Here is a 23,103-nt window from a genome sequence, read left to right as displayed (position 1 = left end):
GCCGGGGAAAACGAAAGAGCGCCGACGATGCCGCCGCGCGGCACGCGGGCCGCGCAGGCAGCAAGGCCGGACGTCGCCGGCGTGGCCAGCGGCCGTGCCGTGACAGTACGCGGACCCATGTGAAGAGCGTGCGCGCTACGATCGGCGTTCCGCCGCCGGAGTCCCGCCATGCCCGTGTCGATCCGCACCGCCAGCCCCGCCGATGTCGCCGACCTGGCGGCGTGGAACGCCGCGATGGCGTGGGAGACCGAACACAAGCTACTGGACCCCGAACGCTTGCGCCGCGGCGTCGGCGCGGTGCTGGAACAGCCGCAGAGGGGCTTCTATCTGGTCGCCGAAATGGACGGCACGGCGGTGGGCGGCCTGCTGGTGACCTATGAGTGGAGCGACTGGCGCTGCGGCGATTTCTGGTGGATCCAGAGCGTGTACGTGGTGCCCGCCGCGCGTCGCAGCGGCGTCTTCCGCGCGCTGCATGCCGCCGTGGCGGAGCGCGCGCGCGATGCCGGCGCGGTCGGCCTGCGGCTGTACGTGGAAACGGAGAACGCGCGCGCGCAGGCCACTTACGAAGGCCTCGGCATGCAGCGCTGCCATTACTTCATGTACGAGGCATCGCTGGTCGATCCCGACCGCTCGCGCTGAGCGTCGCCCGCGCCGGGGGCGGAGTCGACGCGCGGGCGCGAACGGCCGGCACCGCGCTTTACGAGCCGGCGGCCCGGGCGGGTTCGGCGAGCAGTTTCTCGAATTCGGCGACCGGCAGCGCCGCGGCGAACAGGAAGCCCTGCAGTTCGGCGCAGCCGGCCTGGCGCAGGAACGCGGCTTGCGCGTCCGTCTCCACCCCTTCGGCGACCACCAGCTTGTCCAGCCGCTGGGCCATGGCGATGATCGCGCTGGTGATGGTGGCGGTGTCGGCGTCGCCGATCACGTCGCGCACGAACACGCGGTCGATCTTCAGCGTGTCGATCGGGAAGTGCTTTAGGTAGGACAGGCTGCAATAGCCGGTGCCGAAATCGTCCAGCGACAGGCGCACGCCGCGCTGGCGGATACGTTGCAGCAGGCTGCCGGTGACATCGCCGCCGGACATCATCATGCGTTCGGTCAGTTCCAGTTCGAGCAGGCCGGGGTCGAGTCCGCTGTCGGCCAGGGCATCGTCCAGCCAGTCGGGAAAATCGACGTGCTGGAACTGCACCGGCGAGACGTTGACCGAGACCGGGATGCGGTACCCCTGCTGCTGCCATGCGCGCGCCTGCCGGCACGCCTGGCGCAGCACCCAGGTGCCGATCGGCAGGATCAGGCCGGTGTCCTCGGCGACCGGGATGAACTGGTCGGGCTTGTACAGCTCGCGTCCGCGCACATGCCAGCGCAGCAGGGCCTCGGCACCCACGATCTGTCCGCTGGAGGCCGCGATGCGCGGCTGGTAGTGCAGGCTCAGCTGGCCGCGCGGCAAGGCCTGGCGCAGCGCCGACTCGATGCTGCGGCGGGCGCGCGCGCGCTCATCCATCGAGGCGGTGAAGAAGCGGCAGCCGTGCACGCCCTGGCTGCGCAACGCGACCAGCGCGGTCTCGGCATGCTGCAGCAGGGTTTCCGGGTCCAGCGCATCGTCGGGATAGACGCTGATGCCGATGCCCAGATGCAGGCCCAGCGCATGCAGGCCGTCCACCCGGGTCTGCTCGCCCTGGTCGATCAGGGCGCGCGCCAGGCTGGCCGCTTCGCTGGTGCTGTCCAGCGCGGAGAGCACCACCACGAACTCGTCGCCGCCATAGCGCAGCAGCTGCGCCTCGGCAGGCAGGCGGCGCTGCAGCTGCGCCACGAACGCGCGCAGCACGCTGTCGCCGGCGGCCTGTCCGTGCTGGTCGTTGATCTGCTTGAACTGGTGGATGTCGATGTACAGCAGCGCCACGCGCTGCTGCCGGCGCCGCGCATTGGCCAGCGCCTGGGTCAGGTGGTCCTGCAACTGGCTGCGGTTCGGCAGGCCGGTGAGCGTGTCGTGCTGGGTCAGGTGCACCAGCTTGAGCGCGAAGGCGCGCGTTTCGCTGACATCGTGGAACACCAGCACGCCGCCGACCACGTTGCCGGCGTGGTCGTGGATCGGCGCGGAGGAATCCTCCACCGGCGTGTCGAAGCCGTGGCGATGGCGCAGCAGGGTGCGGCCGGCCAGGTCGGCGATGGTGTTGCTGTCGATCGCGGTGCGCAGCGGGTTGGCCACCGGCCGGCCGTCGACGGCGTCGAACAGCTGGAACACCGCCTCCACCGGCAGGCCCTGCGCCTCGGCGCTGCGCCAGCCGGTCATCGCCTCGGCAATCGGGTTGAGCGAGCGGATGCGCGACTGCGGATCGGTGATGATGACCGCGTCGCCGATCGAGCGCAGGGTCACCTCGGCCAGCTCACGCTCGCGCTGCAGCGCGTCCTCGAATGCCTTGCGCTGGCTGATGTCCTGCGCCTGCGACACGAAGTACAGCGGCGCGCCCTCCTCGTCGCGCACCAGCGACACGGCCAGCTGCAGGTGCACCACGTGGCCGTCCTTGTGCAGGTTGCGCTTTTCCAGCTGGTAGTTTTCGCGCTGGCCGGAAAGCAGCTGCAGCATCTGCTCGGCATCGGCGGCCATGTCGTCCGGATGGGTGACGTCGGCCACGCCGAGGGTGAGCAGTTCCTCCTCGGTGTAGCCGAGCATGTGGCACACCGCGGCGTTGACGCGCAGGAAGCGCCCGCCCGGCCCGGTCAGCGCCATGCCGATCGCGGCATGCTGGAAGGCGCTGAAGAAGCGCCGCTCGCTTTCATGCAGGCGCAGCTCCAGCTCGCGCCGCTCGGTGATGTCGACCAGCGCGGTGAACACGCCGCGCACGCGGCCGTCTTCGTCGAAATCAGGCGCGAAGTTGCCGTGCGCGTAGCGCCGCTCGCGACCGTTGAACAGCTCGCCCTCGTAGCTGGAGGGGTGGCCCGCGTAGGCCTGCTCCAGCGCCGCGCGGGAGCGTTCGTAGTTGGCCTCGCCGATCACTTCGACCAGGCGCTTGCCGATCAGCTGCGCCGGGTCGACCCCGAGCCAGCGCCGATGGGTGTCGTTGACGTGGCCGAAGCGCTGGTCGAGATCGAGCCAGGTGAGCAGCACGGGGGCGCCATGCCACAACCCTTGCGGCCCATGCGATCCCCCTGTCGGTGTCGGTACTCCCTCGGCTTGCTTCGGCGGCCGCATGGTGTTTCCGTCAGCTGGAGCGCGCCCCCTTATCAGCGCCACGCCATCATGCGCCGACCGTTCGCCGCCGCACAACTGCTGCCGGCCAGGAAAATGTCCGGGCCGGCCGGCACGCGCGTGTCATCCGCTCAGGGCGCGCCGAGGGCGCCGGCCGCATCCAGCACCACCTGGCCGCGGGTGTCGAGTTCGGCGGCGGTGCCGTATTGCGCGGCGAGCTGCTGCAGCAACGGGCCCAGCGCCTGCGGCTGCAGCGGATAGCCGTGCGCCAGCATGCGCGGCGCGCCATCGGGCCGCGGCTGCGCCACGCTGACCGCCACCACGCCCAGCCCCGGCGCCTCGTGCGCGAACAGGCGCGGCGCGGGCGCGGAGGCCGGAGCGTCGGCGAGTTGTTCCAGCAGATAACCCGCGCCGGCGGCGACCGCCGGCGACGACTGCAGCCGCAGCGGCAACTGGTGCGCCTCCAGCAGCGCGGCGTACTGGCGCAGCTCGAACACGATGCCGGCGAAATCGTGCGCGCGCTGCGCCGCGTCGGTGCGCTGCGCGGCCAGCCATTGCGCCGGCGGCTGCGCCCACACGATGCCATCGGCGTAGCGCAGCGCCAGCCCGCGCGCGCTCATCGTCGTCTCGGGCTGCTCCGGGGTGAGCAAAGCCGCTTCCAGCAGCGACCACAGCGGCGCCAGGTTGGCGTGTTCGTACTGCACGCAGGTCAGCGCGAGCAGGTCGTTGCGGCTGAGGTAGCGCAGGTGTTCGAGGCGGATGCCCAGCGTGCGCATCAGCCAGTCGGCGGTGGCCGCGCCGGCCTCGCCGCGGCCGACCAGCTGGATCTCCAGCTGGGTGGCGAGTTCGTCGGCGGCCTCCGGATTGACCAGCAGGCTGAGCGGCAGCAGCCGCATCGGGCCGCCGGCGTACGCCGACGAGGGTTGCAGCACGGGCGCCGGCATCACGCCGTCGTGGCTGCCGAAGGCGACCACGTGCTCCAGCGTGCCGCGCGGCAGCCGGCGCGCCAGGTCGTCCAGCGTCGCCCACACCGGGAAACCGGGGCGCAGCAGTTCGACCTGGTCGAACAGCGCCCCGGCCAGCGCCAGCCGCGCCCCGGCGACCTGCGGCACCAGGCCGAGCAGGTCGGTCGCCACGTGCTGCGCCAGTTCGGCGGCCGCGTCGCGGGTGAGGGTGGTCGCCGGCGCCGGTTGTCCGGTCACCGGTTCGAGGGCCAGCAGCACCGGCAGGGCGTGCAATGTTTGCGCTTCCACGATGGATCCATCTTGCAGCGGGAAAACATCCATTCTACCGCCGCGCCGCGAACGACCTGCCGCACGGTGCTGAACAAACCGCCACGCCGGCGGCCATCCGGGCTTTCGCCCGGCGGCATGGCGGGTTAGCCTTGAAGCCATTCGTGTGATGGATCGTTCAGGGCATGGAAAACACGCACAGGCGCGTCGGCGTGATCGGCGGCGTACGCATCCCGTTCTGTCGCAACAACACTGCCTATGCCGACGTGGGCAACTTCGGCATGTCAGTGAAGGTGCTCGGCGCCCTGGTCGAGCGCTTTGGCCTGCACGGCGTGGAGCTGGGCGAAGTGGCCGCCGGCGCGGTGATCAAGCACAGCGCCGACTGGAACCTGGCGCGCGAGGCGGTGCTCAGCTCCGGGCTGGCACCGACCACGCCGGGCATCACCACCGCGCGCGCCTGCGGCACCTCGCTGGACAACACCATCATCATCGCCAACAAGATCGCCTGCGGGCAGATCGAGGCCGGCATCGCCGCCGGCTCGGACACCACCAGCGACGTGCCGATCGTGTACGGCCGCCGCCTGCGCCGCCGCCTGCTCGCGATGAATCGGGCCAAGACCCCGCTGGAGAAGTTCAAGGCCGCCACGCGCGGCTTCTCGCTCCGCGAGCTGAAGCCTTCGTTCCCCGGCGTGGCCGAGCCGCGCACCGGCAAGTCGATGGGCGATCACTGCGAGCAGATGGCCAGGCAGTGGCAGGTCAGCCGCGAGGCACAGGACCGGCTGGCGCTGGACAGCCACCACAAGCTCGCCGCCGCCTACGAGGCAGGTTTCTTCGACGATCTGCTGGTGCCGTTCCGCGGGCTCAAGCGCGACGGCTTCCTGCGCCCGGACACCACGCTGGAGAAACTCGCCACGCTGAAGCCGGCGTTCGACAAGCGCTCCGGCCACGGTACGCTCACCGCGGGCAATTCCACCGGCCTGTCCGACGGCGCCGCCGCGGTGCTGCTGGGCAGCGAGGCGTGGGCCGCGCAGCGCGGGCTGAAAATCCAGGCCTATCTGCGCGACGCCGAAGTCGCCGCGGTGGATTACGTGCACGGCGAAGGCCTGCTGATGGCGCCGACCATCGCGGTGCCGCGCATGCTGGCGCGGCACGGGCTGAGCCTGCAGGACTTCGATTTCTACGAGATCCACGAGGCATTCGCCGCGCAGGTGCTGTGCACGCTGCGCGCGTGGGAATCGGCCGATTACTGCAGGAACCGGCTCGGGCTGGATGCGCCGCTGGGCGCGATCGACCCGGCCAAACTCAACGTGCACGGCTCCAGCCTCGCCGTGGGCCACCCGTTCGCCGCCACCGGCGCGCGCATCGTGGCGACGCTGGCCAAGCTGCTGGAACAGAAAGGCTCCGGTCGCGGGCTGATCTCGATCTGCACCGCCGGCGGCATGGGCGTCACCGCGATCCTCGAGCGGCCGTAGCACGGTCATGTTGCGACTGCGCACCACCACCGGCCTCAGCGTCCTGGCCCTGGCCATCGGCATTGCCGGCACCGGCTGGCTCAGCACGCTGACCGCCAGCTGGCCCGATGCGCCGCGCGGCATCGCCGCGTCACACGATGGCCCGGCGTCGGCCCGCCCGCTGCGGCACCGTCGCCATGCGGTCGTGCCGGCCGTGCGCCAGCGCGCCCTGCCGGCGGAGAATGGCGTGGACATCGCGCAAGCTGCGGCGGCGCCCCCGCCGACACGCCTGCAGCCGCTGGCCACGCCAGCCGCGGCCGAACGCTGGGACGATGTGTGCGGCCATCTGGACGGCCAATTGACCGTGCAGCTGCGGGTGGATAGCGAAGGTCGCGTGCTGCATGCGCGCGTGGTCGCCTCCAGCGGCGATCCGATCCTCGACGCGCATGCCTTGCGCAGCGTGCAGGGCTGGCGTTTCGCGGTGCCGCCGGGACATCCGGACGGCCTCAGCGGCGAGCTGCCGATGCGCTTCTCCTCGCAGGACGGCCGCGTCGGCATGCTGTAACGGCGGCATCGCCACGGGTGACCTCTCACCTATATATCTGAACTCCGTCGTCTGCTAATGTCCCGGGCCGGCTCCCCCTGCCCAGGCTCCCCTCGTGCCCCGCGACCTGCTCCGCTTCTCGCCGACCCTGCGCCTGCGCGCGTTGCCACCGCTGCTGGGACTGATCCTCGCCGGCTGCGCGGTCGGCCCGGACTACCACCGTCCGGACGCGCCGCCGGTGGATCGCTATACGGCGCAGCCGCTGCCCGCCGGCACCGCCAGCGTGGCCGGCGCAGCACAGCGTTTCGTCGTCGACGCGGCAGTGCCCGAGCACTGGTGGACCACGTTCGGCAATGCCGAGCTCGACCGCCGGGTGGACACCGCCCTGCGCCACAGCCCGTCGCTGGCCGCGGCCCAGGCCGCCTTGCGCCAGGCGCAGGAGAACGCCCGCGCCGCCGGCGCGGTGCGCTTTCCGGCGGTGGATGCGAACGCCGGCATCACCCGCCAGAAGCAATCCGGCGCCGCATTCGGCGACACTTTCGCCTTCGCGCCGCTGACCGTGTACAACGCCGGCGTCAGCGTCAGCTACGGCATCGACCTGTTCGGCGGCACCCGCCGCGGCATCGAGGCGCAGGCGGCGCTGGCCGACGTGCAGCAGGCGCAGGCCGATGCCACCTGGCTGACGCTCGCCGCCAACGTGGTCACCGCTTCGCTGCAGGAGGCGTCGCTGCGCGAGCAGGTGCGCGCCACCGAGGCGATCGCCGACAGCCAGCGCGACAGCGTGCGCATTGCCGAGCGCCAGCAGCAGATCGGCGCGACCTCGCTGGCCGCCACCCTGGCTGCACGCAGCGAGCTGGCCGCCACCGAGGCCACCTTGCCGCCATTGCGCGCACGCCTCGCCGCCACCCGCAACCAGCTGGCCACCTATCTGGGCAGCACGCCGGCGCAACTGGAGTTGTCGCCGCTGCCGCTGGACGCGATCGCGCTGCCGCGCGACATCCCGGTCAGCCTGCCTTCGCGGCTGGTGGCGCAGCGGCCGGACATCCGCGCCGCCTCGGCGCAACTGCATGCGGCCACGGCGCGGGTCGGCGTGGCCACCGCGGCGATGCTGCCGCAGATCACTCTCTCCGGCAGCGCCGGTTCGCAGACGGCGCATGTCGGCGAGCTGTTCTCCGCCGGCAGCCGCGCCTGGTCGCTGGGGCTGGGGCTGACCCAGCCGCTGTTCCACGGCGGCGAACTGCGCCACCGCAAGCGCGCCGCCGAAGCCGGCCTGGACAAGGCTCTGGCCGACTGGCAGCAGACCGTGCTGGTGGCGTTCCAGAACGTGGCCGATGCGCTGCAGGCGCTGCAATACGACGCCGACGGCCTGGCCGCCCAGCTCGCCGCCGAGGACGCCGCCGCGCAGCGGCTGGCGCTGGCCCAGCGGCAGTACCGGGTCGGCGCCAGCGGCTATCTCGACCTGCTGCAGGCGCAGCGTGACCACCAGCGCGCGCGCATCGCGCTGATCCAGGCACGCACCGCGCGGCTGGCCGATACCGCTGCGCTGTATGCCGCGCTCGGCGGCAGCTGGCAACACGAGAATCAGGAGACACCAGAGCGGAGCACCAGCTCTCACTGAGAGTGCGGACAGGATGTCCGCTGTTTGATCTTCGCGATCATGGACGATCGCACAAACAACCTCGCGGACAGAATGTCCGCTCTTTGATCTTTGGCGATCAGGGAGGATCGCATCAATCAATGCCCACCCACAGGAGCCCGCGCATGCCCACGCGCGTTGACAACAAACCCGGCACCACCAAACGCATGCTCTGGATGATCGGCGGCGTGCTGCTGCTGATCGCGTTGATCGTCGGCATCAAGGTGCTGCTGGTGATGCGCATGATCCACTCGATGCCGCAACCGGCGCCGGCCACGGTCAGCACCACCACCGTCCGCGAGCAGCCGTGGCAGCCCGCGCTGAACGCGGTCGGCACGCTGCGCGCGGCGCAGGGCGCGGAGCTGGCGATGGATGCCTCCGGCCTGGTCACCGCGGTGCCGCTGAAATCCGGCCAGGACGTCAAGCAGGGCCAGCTGTTGCTGCAGCTGCGCGACGGCGACGAGGCGGCCAAGCTGGAGCAGCTGCAGGCGACGGCGAAGCTGTCGCAGCTGACCTTCGAGCGCGCGCGCCAGCAACTGGCGGCGCAGGCGATCAGCCAGGCCGACTACGACCGCGCCGCGGCCGAGCTCAAGGCCAACCAGGCCGCAGTGGCGCAGCAGCAGGTGATCGTGGCGAAGAAACAGTTGCGCGCGCCGTTCGCCGGTCGTGCCGGCATCATCACGATCAGTCCGGGCGACTACGTGAGCGCCGGCGCCACGCTGGTGACGCTGCAGCAGCTCGACCCGCTGTTCGTCGACTTCCACGTGCCGCAGAGCGAACTGGGCCGGTTGCAGGTCGGGCAGTCGCTGCACCTGAACCTGGATGCCTACGAAGGGCGCCAGTTCGACGGCAAGCTCACCGCGATCAGCCCCAAGGTCGACCCCGGCACCCGCAACGTGCAGGTGGAGGCCAGCGTGCCGAACCACGACAAGACGCTGAGCCCGGGCATGTTCGCCCGGCTGGCGGTCGACGTCGGCCAGCGCCAGCCGCGGCTGACCCTGCCGCAGGCGGCGATCGTCTACAACCCGTACGGCGACACCGTCTACGTGGTGCATCCATCCAAGGGCAAGGACGCGCAGGGCCATCCGCTGCCGCCGACGGTGCAACAGACCTTCGTCACCGTGGGCGAGACCCGCGGCGACCAGGTGGCGATCCTCAAGGGCCTCGACGCCGGTACCGAGGTGGTGACCAGCGGCCAGGTGAAGCTGAAGAACGATGCGCCGATCAAGGTCGACAACCGGGTGCAACCGGCCGACAGCGCGCATCCCACGCCGCAGGAACACTGAGCCGCCACGATGAAATTCACCGACTCGTTCATCAACAAGCCGGTGCTGGCGATCGTCGTCAGCCTGCTGATCCTGGTGCTGGGCATCCGCGCAGTCAGCAGCCTCAGCGTGCGCCAGTACCCGGAGACGCAGAACGCCACGGTCACCGTCACCACCGCCTACTACGGCGCCGACGCGGCGACCATGGCCGGCTTCATCACCCAGCCGCTGGAGCAGGCGATCTCGCAGGCGCAGGGCATCGACTACCTGTCCTCCAGCAGCGTGGCGGGCGTGTCCACCATCACCGCCACGTTGCGCCTCAACTACGACGCCAACCGCGCGCTGACCGAGATCACCACCCAGGTCAATTCGGTGAAGAACCAGCTGCCGCCGCAGGCGCAGCAGCCGGTGCTGAACGTGCAGACCGGCGAGACGGTCGACGCGATGTACATCGGCTTCTACAGCGACGTGCTGCCGACCAACAACATCACCGACTACCTCGCGCGCGTGGTCAAGCCGAAGCTGGACGCGCTCGACGGCGTGCAGACCGCCGAGCTGCTCGGCGCGCGCCAGTTCGCGCTGCGCGCGTGGCTGGACCCGGCCAGGATGGCCGCGGTCGGCGTCACCGCCAGCGACGTCAACGCCGCGCTGGCGGCCAACAACTATCTCGCCGCGGTCGGCTCCAGCAAGGGCCAGGCGGTGACGGTGGACCTGACCACCGACAGCAGCCTGCACACGGTGGACGAGTTCAAGCAGCTGGTGGTGCGCCAGTCCGGCGGCGCGATCGTGCGGCTGCAGGATGTGGCCACGGTGTCGCTGGGCTCGGAGAACTACGACTTCAACGTGGCCTTCAACGGCAAGCGTTCGGTGTTCATCGGCATCAAGGTGGCGCCGGACGCCAACGTGCTGGACGTGGCCCAGCGCGTGCGCGATGCGTTCCCCGAGATCCAGCACCAGTTGCCGAGCGGGCTGACCGGCAAGATCGTCTACGACGGCACCGACTTCGTGAACAGCTCGATCAACGAGGTCATCAAGACCCTGATCGAGGCGCTGGTGATCGTCACCCTGGTGATCTTCCTGTTCCTGGGCAGCCTGCGCGCGGTGATCATCCCGGTGATCGCGATGCCGCTGGCGCTGATCGGCGCGTTCTTCGTGATGCTGGTGCTGGGCTATTCGATCAACCTGCTGACCCTGCTGGCGCTGGTGCTGGCGATCGGCCTGGTGGTGGACGACGCGATCATCGTGGTGGAGAACGTCGACCGCCACATGAAGGAGGAAGGCAAGACCCCGCTGCAGGCCGCACTGCTGGCCGCACGCGAGCTCGGCGGGCCGATCCTGGCGATGACCGTGGTGCTGATCGCGGTGTACGTGCCGATCGGCTTTCAGAAGGGCCTCACCGGCGCGCTGTTCAGCGAGTTCGCGTTCACCCTCGCCGGCGCGGTGACCGTGTCGGCGATCGTGGCGCTGACGCTGTCGCCGATGCTGACCTCGCGCTTCTTCACGAGCGGGCAGGAAGGCGGTCGCTTCGTGCAGTTCATCGACCGCCAGTTCGACCGCGTGCACCACGGCTACCAGCGCGTGCTGCACAACGTGCTGTCGACTTGGGTGGTAGTGATCGTGATGGCCGGCCTGCTGCTGCTGGCCACGGTGGCGCTGGGCGTCACTGCGCAATCGGAACTGGCGCCGGAGGAGGACCAGGGCGTGGTGGTGGGCCAGATCGTCGGCGCGCCGAACGCCACCGCCGAGCAGATGAACGTGTACGCCACCCAGATGTTCGAGCTGGCCAAGGAATTGCCCGAGTACGAGCAGATGTTCCAGCTGACCGGCGTGCCGACGGTGAACCAGGGCATCGGCGGCGTGCTGTTCAAGCCGTGGGACCAGCGCCACCGCGGTGCGCACGAGCTGCAGCAGGAGCTGCAGGCGAAGTGGAACGGCATCGCCGGCGCGCAGGTGGCGGCGTTCCAGTTTCCGCCGCTGCCCGGCGCGCAGGGCCTGCCGATCCAGGTGGTGATCACCACCACCGAACTGTTCGCCAACCTCAACGAGGTCGCCAGCGCGGTGCTGGCCAAGGCCCAGGCCAGCGGCAAGTTCTACTTCATCGACTCGGACCTCAAGGTGGACAAGCCGCAGGCCACGGTGAACCTGGACCGCGACCTGATCGCCGCGCTGGGCCTGACCCAGGCCGACGTCGGCGCCGCGCTGGGCTCGGCGCTGGGCGGCGGCTACGTCAACTACTTCTCCATCGCCGGGCGTTCGTACCGGGTGATCCCGCAGGTGCTGCAGGCCGACCGGCTGAATCCGGAGCAGGTGCTGGACTACTACCTGCGCGTGCCGGACGGCTCGCTGATCCAGGCCGGCACCGTGGCCAAGGTCACCCACGAGGTGGTGCCGCAGTCGCTGAACCGCTTCCAGCAGCTGAACTCGGCCACCATCTCGGGCGTGTCGGGCATGTCGCAGGGCGATGCGCTGACCTACCTGCGCGACCTGGTGCACGAGGTGGCGCCGAGCGGCTACAACGTGGACTACGCCGGCCAGTCGCGCCAGTTCATGCAGGAATCCGGCGGCTTCGGCGGCACCTTGCTGTTCGCCGTCATCATCGTGTTCCTGGCGCTGGCGGCGCAGTTCAACAGCTTGCGCGACCCAGTGGTGATCCTGGTCTCGGTGCCGCTGGCGCTATTCGGGGCGCTGATCTTCGTCAACCTGTTCACCAGCCTCAACATCTACACCGAGGTGGGCCTGGTCACCCTGATGGGCCTGATCAGCAAGCACGGCATCCTGATCGTGCAGTTCGCCAACGACTCGCAGCGCGCCGGCATGTCCAAGCGCGAGGCGATCGAGCACGCCGCGGCGGTGCGCCTGCGGCCGATCCTGATGACCACCGCGGCGATGGTGCTCGGCGTGATGCCGCTGGTGATCGCCGCCGGCGCCGGCGCCGCGGGCCGCTTCAACATGGGCCTGGTGATCTCCACCGGCCTGGCCATCGGCACCGTGTTCACCCTGTTCGTGGTGCCCGCGTTCTACATGCTGCTGGCGGCGGACCACCATGCGGGCAAGGACGGGTCGGTGGCGGTGGCATGAGCGGTGATCCCGCCGCCGGGTGAAATGCGATTCCCGCACCCGGCAAACAAAAAGGCGCGGTCACCCGCGCCTTTTTGCTGCCTGTCGTGCTGCCTCAGTTGCGCGACTGCAGCTTCGACAGCAACCGCAGCAGTTCCAGGTACAGCCACACCAGGGTCACCACCAAGGCGAAGGCGCCGTACCACTCCATGTATTTCGGTGCGCGGGCATGCACGCCCTGCTCGATCATGTCGAAGTCGAGGATCAGGTTGAGCGCGGCGATCACCACCACCACGCCGCTGAAGGCGATGCCCAGGCCGCTGGAGCCGTTGATGAAGCCCATCGAATGGCCGAAGAAGCCCATCACGAAGTTGGCCAGGTACAGCAGCATGATGCCGCCGGTGGCCGCGACGATGCCGAGCTTGAACTTCTCGGTGGCGCGGATCAGCCCGCTGCGATAGGCCAGCAGCATCGCCGCCATCACGCCGAAGGTCAGCCCCACCGCCTGCATCACGATGCCCGGGTAGCGCATCTCGAAGATCGCCGACAACGCGCCGATGAAGACGCCCTCCACCAGCGCGTACAACGGCGCGGTGACCGGCGCCCAGGTTTTCTTGAACACGGTGACCAGGGCCAGGATCAGGCCGCCGATGGCGCCACCGATCATCAGCGGGCCCATCGTCGGCAGGCTCTCCGCACCGTTGAACTGGCCCCAGCTGAAGGCCGCGCCGACGATGGCGAGGATCAGCAGCAGGCCGGTCTTGTTGACCGTGCCGTTGAGGGTCATCACCTCGTCGCCATGCGACACCACCGCACCGCTGGCGGCGTCGAGGAAGGTGTTCTTGTTGAGTGCCGGATTACCGCTTTGCATGATGAACTCCGAGGGGTTTGTCGACATCGTAGCCGGCCCGCGACGACCGTGTCAGCCACCGCGCCCAAACGTCGCGGGCTGGCCACGCCGCACCGGGCCGGTCAACTACAATGGGACCTTGCCGAACGTCGCGGAGTTCCAATGAACCCTTCCACCTTGCGCATCGCCACCCGCAAGAGCGCGCTGGCGCTGTGGCAGGCCGAACACGTCGCCGCGCTGCTGCGCGCGGCGCACCCCGGCCTGGGCGTGGAGCTGGTGCCGCTGTCCACCCGCGGCGACGAGATCCTCGACCAGCCGCTGGCCACCATCGGCGGCAAGGGACTGTTCCTCAAGGAGCTGGAAGTGGCCATGCTGGAAGGCCGCGCCGAGCTGGCGGTGCACTCGCTGAAGGACGTGCCGGCCGATCTCGAGAGCGGCTTCACCCTGCCGGCCATCCTGCCCCGCGCCGACGCCGCCGACGCTTTCGTCAGCAACCACTACGCCGACCTCGCCGCGCTGCCGCGGGGCGCGCGGGTGGGCACCTCGTCGCTGCGCCGGCAGGCGCAACTGCGCGCGCTGCGGCCGGATCTGCAGCTGAGCGACCTGCGCGGCAACGTCGGCACCCGGCTGGGCAAGCTCGACGCCGGCCAGTACGACGCGATCGTGCTGGCCTGCGCCGGGCTGGAACGCCTCGGCCTGGCCTCGCGCATCGTCTCGCGACTGGCCGCGCCGGACTGGCTGCCCGCCCCGGGCCAGGCCGCCATCGCGATCGAGGCGCGCGACGAGCATCCGGCGGTGCTGGCCCTGCTCGCCGCGCTCGACGACGCCGACACGCGGCTCACGGTGAGCGCCGAGCGCGCGATGAACCGCGCCCTGGGCGGCAGCTGCACGGTGCCGGTCGGCGCCTGGTGCATGCGCAGCGACCACGGCTTGCACCTGCGCGGCCTGGTCGGCGACGCGGCCAGCGGCCAGCTGCTGCACGCCGAAGGCAGCGCGCCGGCGGATCAGGCCGAGGCACTCGGTCGACAGGTGGCGCAGGCGTTGCTCGCGCAAGGGGCGGGCAAACTGCTGGGGACGTGAGCCGACGCCATCCGGCGCTCAGAAGCTGTACACGAGATTCGTCGTGGTCAGCGTGTCGGTCTGCTTCACGCCCGGCTGCACGTCGCTGTTGTAGCGGACCTGGAAGCCCACTTTCAGGGCCAGCTTCTTGGTCATGCTGACGGCCAGGCCGGCGTCGTTCTGGATGTAGGTGTTCTTGGAGCCCGCTTCGGTGAGGAACGTGTCCTCGAAGGCGGTGTTGGCGCTCAGCTTGAACTTGTAGTTGACCAGGCCGCGGGCCACCACTTCGCCTTCGGTGGGCTGGCGCTGGGCGACCAGCACGTTGCCGACCAGCACCTGGGTGTCGGCGGGACGGTAGCGCTTGTAGCCGGGGCCGATTTCGAACGACAGCTCGTTGCGCTCGTCCTTCAGCGCAATATAGCCGTAGCCCAGCGAGACCGTGCCCTGCCACAGGTTGGCGCCGAAGTCGTCGTGCTCGTAGCGGGCCGCGCCGACGATGTAGCTGCGCGTGTCGAGCTTGAGGCCGACCGAGGCGCCGGCATCGTAGCGGTTGGCGGTGGTGTTGAACTGCTCGATCGTGTTGCCATTGGTGTCGACGATCTTCTGCTCGCTCTTGGAGCGCAGCGCGTCAACGAAGAAGTTGTTCTTCCACTGGTCGTTTTCCTGGCTCAGGCCCAGTTTGGCGTTGATGTTCTCCGAGCGCGAGTTGCCGGTGGACGAGGCGAAACCGAATTCGCCCGAACCGCTCCAGCCGCCGCGATTCTCCGTGTCCTGGGCGTGGGCGGCGAAGCTGGCGAAACCGGCCAGCAGCAGGCCGCCGATCAGGGTCTTGTTCATTGCCGAATATCCGTTTGTTAAAGTTTGGTAACAGCGTACCTTAGCCGGCCGTCTTGAACTCGCAGTGAATGCGCCGGCCCGCCGTGCGACTTGCAGCCATCCACGGCCGCCACCATGCTAGGAGGTGCCCCGCCCGAGACGTGCCGAATGGATCGCTACGAACGGATATTGACGCTGCATCGCCTGCTGAAATCGGCGCACTATCCGGTGCCGTTGTCGCGCCTGATGGGCGAACTGGAATGCTCGCGCGCCACGCTGTATCGCGACGTGGCGTTCCTGCGCGATGCGCTGGGCGCGCCGATCGAGAGCGCCGGCACCGACCAGGCGGCATTCCGCTACGAAGCCGGCGAAGGCGAGAAGTTCGAGCTGCCCGGCCTGTGGCTGACCTCCGACGAGCTGGCCTCGCTGCTGGCGCTCAACGAACTGATCAGCCGCTCCGGCCCCGGCGTGCTCGCCGGCACGCTGGCGCCGTTCAAGGCGCGCATCGAGGGCCTGCTGTCGCACCAGGGCAGCGGCAAGGCGCTGCCGATCGAGCGCATCCGGGTGATCCCGTGGGGCGAGCGCAAGCTCGACCAGCAAGTGTTCCGCGTGGTCGCCGGCGCGGTGCTCGAACGGCGCCAGCTGCGCTTCCGCTACCGCGCACGCACCACCAATGCCGACAGCCGCCGGCTGGTCTCGCCGCAGCGGCTGACCCACTACCGCGACAACTGGTACCTCGACGTGTGGGACCACGACCGCGAGGCGCTGCGCAGTTTCGCGGTGGACCGCATCGCCGAGGCGCAGGCGCAGGACGCGCCCGCCCGCGACGTCACCGACAGCGAGCTCAACGAACTGCTCGCCTCCAGCTACGGCATTTTCGCCGGCAAGCCCAAGGCCTGGGCCACCATCCGCTTCTCCGCCCACGCCGCGCGCTGGGTTTCCGACGAGCACTGGCATTCGCAGCAGCAGGGCGAATGGCTGAGCGACGGCCGCTACGAGCTGAAGCTGCCCTACTCCAACTCGAAAGAGTTGCTGATGGACGTGCTCAAGTACGGCCCCGACGCGGAAGTGGTCGCCCCGCTGCCGCTGCGCGAGGAGATGAAGATCCTGCTGCGGCTGGCGCTGTCAGGCTATGCCTGACTGCCGGGAATAGGGAATGGGGAATAGGGAAAGCAGGGGGTCGCGGAACGCCGTTGCTCTTCCTATTCCCCATTCCCTATTCCCTATTCCCAGCTCTAGAACGGCCAAAACTTCGGGATCAACCACATCGACAGCGCGCAGAAGATGGCGATCAGCGGGATGCCGACCTTCATGAAGTCGGTGAAGCGGTAGCCGCCGGCGTAGTAGACCATGGTGTTGGTGGGGTAGCCGACCGGGGTGGCGAACGAGGTGGCGGCGGCGAAGGCGACCGCGACGACGAACGGGCGCGGGTCCACGTGCATGGCGTGGGCCACCGACACGGCGATGCCCACCATCAGCACCACCGAGGGGTTGTGGCCCATCAGTTCGGTGAGCAGGGCGGTCAGCAGGTAGACCATCAGCAGGCCGGCCAGCGGGCCGTGGTCGCCGACCACGCCCAGCCCCATCTGCACCAGCGTTTCCGACAGGCCGCTGCGCTCGATCGCGATGCCCAGCGGCAGGATCGCGCCGAGCAGGATGATGATCTTCCAGTCGACGCCCTCGTAGACGTCCTTGCGGCCGAAGCAGCCGGTGAGCGCCATCGCCACCGCGCCGCAGATCGCCGCGATCGGGATCGGCAGCCAGTGCAGGCCGGAAGCCACCACCACGCCGGCCATGATCGCGGCGGCATACAACGCCTTGCGCGGGGTGCGGTGGGCTTCCTCGCGCTCGCTCAGCACGATGAAGGCCTCGTCGTTGCGCAGGTTGGACAACGCCTCGTCGTCGACCAGCACCAGCAGCACGTCGCCCACCGCCAGGCTGACGTCGCTGAGCTTGTCGCGCAGCAGCTGGCCGCGCCGGTGGATCGCCAGCGCCACCGCGTCGTAGCGCCAGTGCAGGCCGGTTTCCTCCAGCTGGCGGCCTTCCATCGGGCTGGCCGGCGCGATCATCAGCTCCACCATCACCCGCGAGCGGGCATCGCCGGTGGCGTAGCGGCGGTCCGGCGCGTTGCGCAGGCCGGCGCGGCGCTGGAAATCCTCGATCTTCCCCCAGTCGCCGCGCACCAGCAGCACGTCGCCGACGGCGATCTCCTGGCTGCGCGGCGACCACATGCGCCGCTCGCCGCGCAGCAGCTCCAGCGGGTAGACGCCGTAACGCTCGCCCAGCTTCGCATCGGCGATGCTGCCGCCGACCAGCGCGGACTGCTCGGTCACCTCCAGCTCGGTGACGTACTTGCCGATCTCCTCCTGCACCGGCAGCTGGGTGTCGATCTCGCGCGGCAGCAGCCAGCGGCCGACCAGCATCAGGTAGACAATGCCGACCACCGCCAGGATCACGCCCATGCGGGTGAACTCGAACACGCCGAACGCCTCCATCCCGTGCTTCTGCGCCAGCGTGTCGGCGAGCAGGTTGGAGGAGGTGCCGATCAGCGTGCACACGCCGCCCATCTGCGCGGCGTAGGCCATCGGCATCAGCACGCGGCCGGGCGAGGTGTGTGTGCGCTGGCACACGCGCAGCGCCAGCGGCAGGAAGGTGGCCACCAGCGCAATGTTCTTGACGAAGGCGCCCAGCGGCGCGATCGCCAGCATCAGCGCCAAGGTCAGCACCCACGGCCGCTTGATCCGCATCAGCCAGCGGCTCAGCGGATCGAGCGCGCCGGAGCGCTCGATGCCCAGGCTGAGCGCGAACATCGCCGCCACCGTCACCGTCGCCTCGTTGCTGAAGCCGCTGAGCGCCTCCACCGGCGTGACGATGCCCAGGATCACCAGCGTCGCCAGCACCAGCAGCGCGATCAGGTCGATGCGCAGCTTCTCGCTGGCGAACAGCGCCATCGCCAGCACGATCACCGCGACCGTGGCCCACGCCTGCCAGTTCATGCAGCGCGCCTCGGCGCGGGCAGGCGGGCGGGGCGGGGCGTCGCGGTGGGTCGGGATGGGGCCATGCAGGTTTCCGTGGAGTGTCGCCGTCGGCTTGCCGCCACGGCCCCGGTCATACTAACCCGCGCAGCTGTTCGCCCGCCGTCGCTGCCGGCTGGCCGCGGCGGCATCGACGATTCGTGATTGAATGTCGGCATGAATACCCACGAACCCGACGCGCCAGGCGAGCCGCAAGAACCAGCCGGCGAGCGCCAGCCCACCGTGGCGCTGGCGCTCGGCGCCGGCGGCGCCAAGGGGCTGGCGCACATCGGCGTGATCGAGGAAATCGAGGCGCAGGGTTTTCGCATCGTGGCGATCGCCGGCAGCTCGATGGGCGCGCTGATCGGCGGCATCCACGCGATGGGCAAGCTCGACGTCTACCGCGACTGGGTCAGCGCGCTGGCCCGTTTCGACGTGCTGCGACTGGTCGACTGGTCCTTTTCCGGCGGCGGCCTGATCAAGGGCGAGAAGATCATCGGCACGCTGCGCGGGCTGATCGGCGACACCCTGATCGAGGAGCTGCCGCTGGCGTTCACCGCGGTGGCGACCGACCTCGACCGCGGCCGCGAGGTATGGCTGGGCCGCGGCAACCTGTTCGAGGCCATCCGCGCCTCGATCGCCGTGCCGACCGTGTTCCGCCCGCACCACCTCAACGGCCACCGCATGGTCGACGGCGCCCTGCTCAACCCGGTGCCGGTCACGCCGCTGATCGGGGTGGAGGCGGATTATCTGTTCGCCGTCAGCGTGGACGGCCCGGTCGAGGCGGCCGTCGCGCCGGTGGAGGAGAGCGCCACCGGACAGGACCCGGGCTATCGCCACCGCATCGGCGAGTTCATCAGCCGGCTGATGCCGCGCAGCGAGGAACCGCCGCGCGAGCCCGGTACCTTCGACACGCTGAACCAGGCGATGGACCTGATGCAGGCCAACCTGGCGCGGCTGCGCCTGGCCGCGTACGAGCCGGACCTGCTGATCACCCTGCCGCGCAACATCGCCAGCGTCTACGAGTTCTACCGCGCCCGCGAACTGATCGAGCGCGGTCGCCTGCGGACGCGCAAGGCGCTGGCCGAGTGGCCGCGCACGGGCACGCCGCTGCGCGCGACTTGAGCGGGCCGCACGGCACTTCGACTTCCCCGCTGCGCAAGGGCGGGGCCATGCTCAAGGCGGTCAGCGCGGCCCGTGCGTGTGCAGCCAGTGCTGCAGGTAGTCGCGCAGCACGAGGGCACCGTTGTGCTCCTCGTCGCGGGCGCTGTAGATCAGGGTGACCGGGTGCCGCGCGGAGCGCTCGGCCAGCGGTTGCCAGTATTCGGCCAGCTCGTCGAGTTCGCTGGCGTAGCGGTGGCGGAAGCCGTCCCAGCGCGCCGGATCGTGGCCGAACCATTTGCGCAGCGCCGTGGTCGGCGCCAGTTCCTTGGCCCACTGGTCCAGCGGCACCTCTTCCTTCTTCATGCCGCGCGGCCACAGCCGCTCCACCAGCACGCGATAACCATCCTCCCTGGCGGGCGCTTCGTACGCACGCTTGATCGCGAGGGCCATGGCGTTCTCCTGCAATGAAACAGGACAAGCATACGACCGCCGCGGCGACACCGCGTGATCGAGGTCAGAGTTCCTCGACTTCGGTCACCTTGCCCCGGCGCATCAGCCACGCCACGCCACGCAGGTCGGCCAGGCCGACCCACAGGCGGTCCAGCATGCCGTACTTGGACACGCCGGCGGTGCGCGGGCGATGGCCCACCGGCACGCTGGTGCTCCGGAAGCCGGCGCGCTTGACCAGCGCCGGCAGGTAGCGGTGCATGTGGTCGAAGTAGGGCAGGCGCAGGAACACCTCGCGCTCGAACAGCTTCAGGCCGCAGCCGGTGTCCGGCGTGGCGTCGCGCAGCATGCGCGAGCGCACCGCGTTGGCGACCTTCGAGGAGATGCGCTTGTTGAAACTGTCACGGCGGGTGGTGCGCCAGCCGGCGAACAGCTTCACCTCGGCCGCCGCGGCGTCGCGCGCGGCGAGCAGCTTCGGGATGTCGGCCGGATCGTTCTGGCCGTCGCCGTCCAGCGTGGCGATCCAGCTGCCGCGCGCCGCGCGCACGCCGTTCCACACCGCCGTGCTCTGGCCGCTGCGGGTGACGTGGTGCAGCACGCGCAACTCGGGATGCTGCGCCTTCTGCGCTTCGAGCACGGCGCGACTGTCGTCGGACGAATCGTCGTCGACGTAGATCACTTCGTAGTCGGCCGTGCCACGCAAGGCAGCCGCGATTTCGGCGAGCAGCGGCGGGATGTTGTCGCGCTCGTTGAACACGGGGACGACGACGGAAAGTTGCGGCATGGGGCTGGCCTTTCAGCGGAAACGGGCACCGCGGACGGCGGCGAACGCGCAGTTTAATGCCTGCCGGCACGGACCGTCGGCACCGGATGCGAAAGCCGGGTGTAATGAAATCCGCGTCCACCGGGTCATCTACCGCAGCCGGAATTGTCCGGCATCCACGGGAGAGACCCATGCAAGCCCAGACCATCCTCAGCTCCGCCTTGCTCAGCCTGCTCGCCGCCGGCGCGCTCGGCGCCGCCACGACCGCCCACGCCGCCGACAAGATGGCCGCCAGCGCCACGCAGAAGTGCTACGGCGTCAACGCCGCGATGAAGAACGACTGCCAGTCCCCGGGCCATTCCTGCGCGGGCCAGGACAGCAAGGCGCGCGATCCGCAGGCCTTCGTGGCGGTACCCGCCGGCCTGTGCGCCAAGCTCGATGGCGGTTCGCTGCAGGCCCACGCCGCCATGTCGCACGACGCCATGATGAAGAAGAGCTGACAGCCGTGCCCCCTTCACGCCCCGTGCGTGCGCAGCCGATCCCGACGAGTGTCGGGATCGGGCTGCGGCCGGCGCACGTCGCGCACGTGCTGCACCACCGGCCCGCCGTGCCGTTCTTCGAGCTGCACAGCGAGAATCTGTTCTGCGCCGGCGGCGCGCTGTGGGACGCGTTAGACGCGCTGCGCCGCGACTACCCGGTGAGCCTGCACGGCGTGGGCCTGTCGCTGGGTTCGGCCGAGCCGCTCGATCCCGCCCACCTCGCCGCGCTGCGCGCGCTGGTGCAACGCGCCGAACCCGCGCTGGTATCCGAGCACGTGTGCTGGGGCGCCATCGGCGGGCGCCACTACAACGACCTGCTGCCGCTGCCGTACACCGAGGAAGCGCTGGAGCTGATGGTGGCGCGCGTGGGCCAGTTGCAGGAAACGCTGGGCCGCCGCGTGCTGGTGGAGAACGTCTCCAGCTACATCCATTTCAGCCACTCGACGCTGAGCGAGTGGGAGTTCCTTGCCGCACTCGCCGCGCGCAGCGGCTGCGGCCTGCTGCTGGACGTCAACAACGTCTACGTCAACAGCGTCAACCACGGCTTCGACGCGCAACGCTTCATCGACGGCATCCCCGCCGCCGCGGTGGGCGAACTGCACCTGGCCGGCTTCACCCGCAAGCAGGGGCTGGGCGGCGAACTGCTGATCGACTCGCACGACCAGCGCGTCGATGCCGCCGTGTGGGCGCTGTACGGCTACACGCTGGCCCGCCTCGGCGCGAAACCCACCCTGATCGAATGGGACCAGCACTTGCCCGATTTCGCCGTGCTGGAAGACGAGGCGCGGCTCGCCACGGAGCATCTCGATGTCGTCGCCGCCCTCGCTGCGTGAGCTGCAGCACGCGTTCGCCGGCGCCATCGTGGACGGCGTGGCGCCCTCGCTGGAACCGTGGATCGCCACGCGCGGCATCGCGCCCGCCGCCCGCCTGCGCATCTATCGGAACGCCAACCTCGCGATCCACGTCGACGCGCTGGCCACCAGTTTCCCCGCGCTGCAACACCTGCTCGGCGAGGACTGCTTCGACGGCCTCGCCACCCGCCACGCCGCTTTCCGCGGCAACCGCAGCGGCAACCTGCAGGATTACGGCGCCGACTTCGCCGCGTTCGTGGCCGCGCAGCCGGAAACCGCGCCGTGGCCCTGGCTGGGTGACGTGGCGCGGCTGGAATGGCTGCGCCAGGAAGTCGCGCTGGCCGCCGATGCCACGCCCGCCGATGCCGCAGCCCTGGTCGCTGCGCTGGCCGACGCGGACCACCCGCCGCGGCTGCGGCCGTGCGTGCGCGCGCTGTCCTGCGCCTGGGCGGTGCTCGACCTGTGGCGTTGCGCGCAGGCGCCGGAACACGACGCCATCGACCCCGCCGTGCCGCAATCCGTGCTGCTGTGGCGCGAAGGCAGCGAGGTCGCGATGCGCGCCATCGCACCTGCGCAGGCCGCGTTCGTGGACGCGCTGCGGCATGAGTCATCGCTCGACCTGGCGCTCGCCGCCGCACAGCCGATCGACCCGCAGGCGCCGCCCGAAACCCTGCTGCGCCCCCTGCTCGAACACGCGCTGCTCGCCGCGTGATCCGTCATCCACTCATCCGGGAATCGTCCACATGAACACCGCCGTCGCCATCGCCCGCTGGTCGCGTCTCACCGCGCAACTCGCGGTGCTCACCCCGCTCGCCCTGCTGCTGTTCCGCGTGTTCGTGGCGCTCGCGTTCTGGCGCGCCGGCACGGTGAAATGGGATGACCCCAGCGGCACGGCCTACCTGTTCGACAACGAATACCAGGTGCCCCTGCTCGCCCCTGCGCTGGCCGCCACGCTCGCCACCTGGACCGAACTGGTGCTGCCGTGGTTCCTCGCGCTGGGCCTCGGCACCCGCGTGGTCGCCGCCGTGCTGTTCGTCTACAACATCGTCGCGGTGGTCTCCTACCCGGCACTGTGGCCGAACGGCCTCTGGCACGGACTGATCGGCGGCGACTTCAATGACCACAAGGCCTGGGGGTTGATGCTGCTGGCCCTGGTGGCGCTTGGGGCAGGGCGGATCTCGGGGGACGCCGTGATGAGCCGGTTGTTTCGGTGACGGGGAGTCCCCTGCCCGTCGTGTCAGCGCGGACGAAAGGGCATGGACGCCAGCCGGTCGCCGCGAGTCCTTGTGAT

The 23,103-nt window shown here is 69.9% G+C and carries 20 protein-coding genes; 13 read left to right on the top strand and 7 right to left on the bottom strand.

What is annotated here, in order from left to right:
* Positions 1-168: 168 nt before the first annotated feature.
* Positions 169-639, top strand: a complete 471-nt coding sequence (locus ACVCMB_RS12515; protein WP_395120827.1) for a GNAT family N-acetyltransferase — start codon at positions 169-171, stop codon at positions 637-639.
* A gap of 58 nt (positions 640-697) precedes the next feature.
* Here ACVCMB_RS12515 and ACVCMB_RS12510 read toward each other — a convergent pair whose 3' ends face one another.
* Both ACVCMB_RS12510 and ACVCMB_RS12505 read right to left on the bottom strand, forming a co-directional pair.
* Positions 698-3,103: a sensor domain-containing protein gene (locus ACVCMB_RS12510; RefSeq protein WP_447107092.1), complete on the bottom strand. Its 2,406-nt coding sequence runs from the start codon at positions 3,101-3,103 to the stop codon at positions 698-700.
* Between the two features lie 212 nt (positions 3,104-3,315).
* Positions 3,316-4,437 carry a hypothetical protein gene (locus ACVCMB_RS12505; RefSeq protein ID WP_447101286.1) on the bottom strand — a complete coding sequence of 374 codons (1,122 nt, stop codon included), beginning with the start codon at positions 4,435-4,437 and terminating at the stop codon, positions 3,316-3,318.
* Between the two features lie 164 nt (positions 4,438-4,601).
* On the opposite strand from ACVCMB_RS12505, the gene ACVCMB_RS12500 reads away from it, so the two are divergent.
* From ACVCMB_RS12500 to ACVCMB_RS12480, 5 genes are all read left to right on the top strand, one after another.
* Complete coding sequence (locus ACVCMB_RS12500; RefSeq protein WP_395120824.1) at positions 4,602-5,888, top strand: acetyl-CoA C-acetyltransferase; 1,287 nt, start codon at positions 4,602-4,604, stop codon at positions 5,886-5,888.
* Between the two features lie 7 nt (positions 5,889-5,895).
* Positions 5,896-6,432, top strand: a complete 537-nt coding sequence (locus ACVCMB_RS12495; RefSeq protein ID WP_447107091.1) for an energy transducer TonB — start codon at positions 5,896-5,898, stop codon at positions 6,430-6,432.
* 94 nt (positions 6,433-6,526) lie between these two features.
* Complete coding sequence (locus tag ACVCMB_RS12490) at positions 6,527-8,029, top strand: efflux transporter outer membrane subunit (protein ID WP_447107090.1); 1,503 nt, start codon at positions 6,527-6,529, stop codon at positions 8,027-8,029.
* Positions 8,030-8,172: 143 nt separating this feature from the next.
* Positions 8,173-9,333: an efflux RND transporter periplasmic adaptor subunit gene (locus ACVCMB_RS12485; protein WP_395120821.1), complete on the top strand. Its 1,161-nt coding sequence runs from the start codon at positions 8,173-8,175 to the stop codon at positions 9,331-9,333.
* Between the two features lie 9 nt (positions 9,334-9,342).
* Positions 9,343-12,390, top strand: a complete 3,048-nt coding sequence (locus ACVCMB_RS12480) for an efflux RND transporter permease subunit (RefSeq protein ID WP_447107089.1) — start codon at positions 9,343-9,345, stop codon at positions 12,388-12,390.
* 94 nt (positions 12,391-12,484) lie between these two features.
* Here ACVCMB_RS12480 and ACVCMB_RS12475 read toward each other — a convergent pair whose 3' ends face one another.
* The gene (locus tag ACVCMB_RS12475; protein ID WP_395120819.1) at positions 12,485-13,240 is read right to left on the bottom strand and encodes a Bax inhibitor-1/YccA family protein; all 756 of its coding nucleotides are present in this window, start codon (positions 13,238-13,240) and stop codon (positions 12,485-12,487) included.
* Positions 13,241-13,381: 141 nt separating this feature from the next.
* Here ACVCMB_RS12475 and hemC point away from each other — a divergent pair, with 141 nt between their 5' ends.
* Positions 13,382-14,299, top strand: coding sequence for a hydroxymethylbilane synthase (gene hemC / locus ACVCMB_RS12470; protein ID WP_395120818.1), 918 nt, complete (start codon positions 13,382-13,384; stop codon positions 14,297-14,299).
* A gap of 18 nt (positions 14,300-14,317) precedes the next feature.
* On the opposite strand, the gene ACVCMB_RS12465 is transcribed toward hemC, so the two are convergent.
* The gene (locus tag ACVCMB_RS12465) at positions 14,318-15,115 is read right to left on the bottom strand and encodes a DUF481 domain-containing protein (RefSeq protein ID WP_395120817.1); all 798 of its coding nucleotides are present in this window, start codon (positions 15,113-15,115) and stop codon (positions 14,318-14,320) included.
* Positions 15,116-15,262: 147 nt separating this feature from the next.
* On the opposite strand from ACVCMB_RS12465, the gene ACVCMB_RS12460 reads away from it, so the two are divergent.
* Positions 15,263-16,234 carry a helix-turn-helix transcriptional regulator gene (locus tag ACVCMB_RS12460; RefSeq protein ID WP_447097657.1) on the top strand — a complete coding sequence of 324 codons (972 nt, stop codon included), beginning with the start codon at positions 15,263-15,265 and terminating at the stop codon, positions 16,232-16,234.
* A 95-nt stretch (positions 16,235-16,329) separates the two neighbouring features.
* Here ACVCMB_RS12460 and ACVCMB_RS12455 read toward each other — a convergent pair whose 3' ends face one another.
* Entirely contained in the window at positions 16,330-18,090 is a 1,761-nt protein-coding gene (locus tag ACVCMB_RS12455; protein ID WP_447107088.1) for an SLC13 family permease, read from the bottom strand.
* A 195-nt stretch (positions 18,091-18,285) separates the two neighbouring features.
* On the opposite strand from ACVCMB_RS12455, the gene ACVCMB_RS12450 reads away from it, so the two are divergent.
* A complete protein-coding gene (locus ACVCMB_RS12450; protein ID WP_447101293.1) occupies positions 18,286-19,233 on the top strand; it encodes a patatin-like phospholipase family protein in 948 nt (315 codons plus the stop codon).
* A 60-nt stretch (positions 19,234-19,293) separates the two neighbouring features.
* On the opposite strand, the gene ACVCMB_RS12445 is transcribed toward ACVCMB_RS12450, so the two are convergent.
* Both ACVCMB_RS12445 and ACVCMB_RS12440 read right to left on the bottom strand, forming a co-directional pair.
* The gene (locus ACVCMB_RS12445; protein WP_395120813.1) at positions 19,294-19,662 is read right to left on the bottom strand and encodes a DUF488 domain-containing protein; all 369 of its coding nucleotides are present in this window, start codon (positions 19,660-19,662) and stop codon (positions 19,294-19,296) included.
* A 64-nt stretch (positions 19,663-19,726) separates the two neighbouring features.
* The gene (locus tag ACVCMB_RS12440) at positions 19,727-20,443 is read right to left on the bottom strand and encodes a glycosyltransferase (RefSeq protein ID WP_395120812.1); all 717 of its coding nucleotides are present in this window, start codon (positions 20,441-20,443) and stop codon (positions 19,727-19,729) included.
* A 170-nt stretch (positions 20,444-20,613) separates the two neighbouring features.
* Here ACVCMB_RS12440 and bufA1 point away from each other — a divergent pair, with 170 nt between their 5' ends.
* The 4 genes from bufA1 to ACVCMB_RS12420 are packed head-to-tail and all read left to right on the top strand — an operon-like array spanning position 20,614 to position 23,026.
* Positions 20,614-20,922 (top strand): BufA1 family periplasmic bufferin-type metallophore, encoded by a 309-nt coding sequence (gene bufA1, locus ACVCMB_RS12435; protein WP_395120811.1) that lies wholly within the window; start codon positions 20,614-20,616, stop codon positions 20,920-20,922.
* 5 nt (positions 20,923-20,927) lie between these two features.
* Positions 20,928-21,794: an MNIO family bufferin maturase gene (gene bufB, locus ACVCMB_RS12430; RefSeq protein ID WP_447097662.1), complete on the top strand. Its 867-nt coding sequence runs from the start codon at positions 20,928-20,930 to the stop codon at positions 21,792-21,794.
* On the top strand, positions 21,769-22,524 hold the full coding sequence (locus ACVCMB_RS12425; RefSeq protein WP_447107087.1) for an HvfC/BufC family peptide modification chaperone: 756 nt from the start codon (positions 21,769-21,771) through the stop codon (positions 22,522-22,524). The genes bufB and ACVCMB_RS12425 overlap by 26 nt, the downstream gene beginning before the upstream one ends.
* 31 nt (positions 22,525-22,555) lie before the next feature.
* Positions 22,556-23,026, top strand: coding sequence for a DoxX family protein (locus ACVCMB_RS12420; RefSeq protein WP_447097664.1), 471 nt, complete (start codon positions 22,556-22,558; stop codon positions 23,024-23,026).
* The last annotated feature ends 77 nt before the right edge of the window (positions 23,027-23,103 follow it).

This window comes from Rhodanobacter sp. UC4443_H10, from assembly GCF_052978325.1.
The sequence above is the reverse complement of the archived record's forward strand: the minus strand, read 5'-3'. Positions and strand labels throughout refer to the sequence as shown.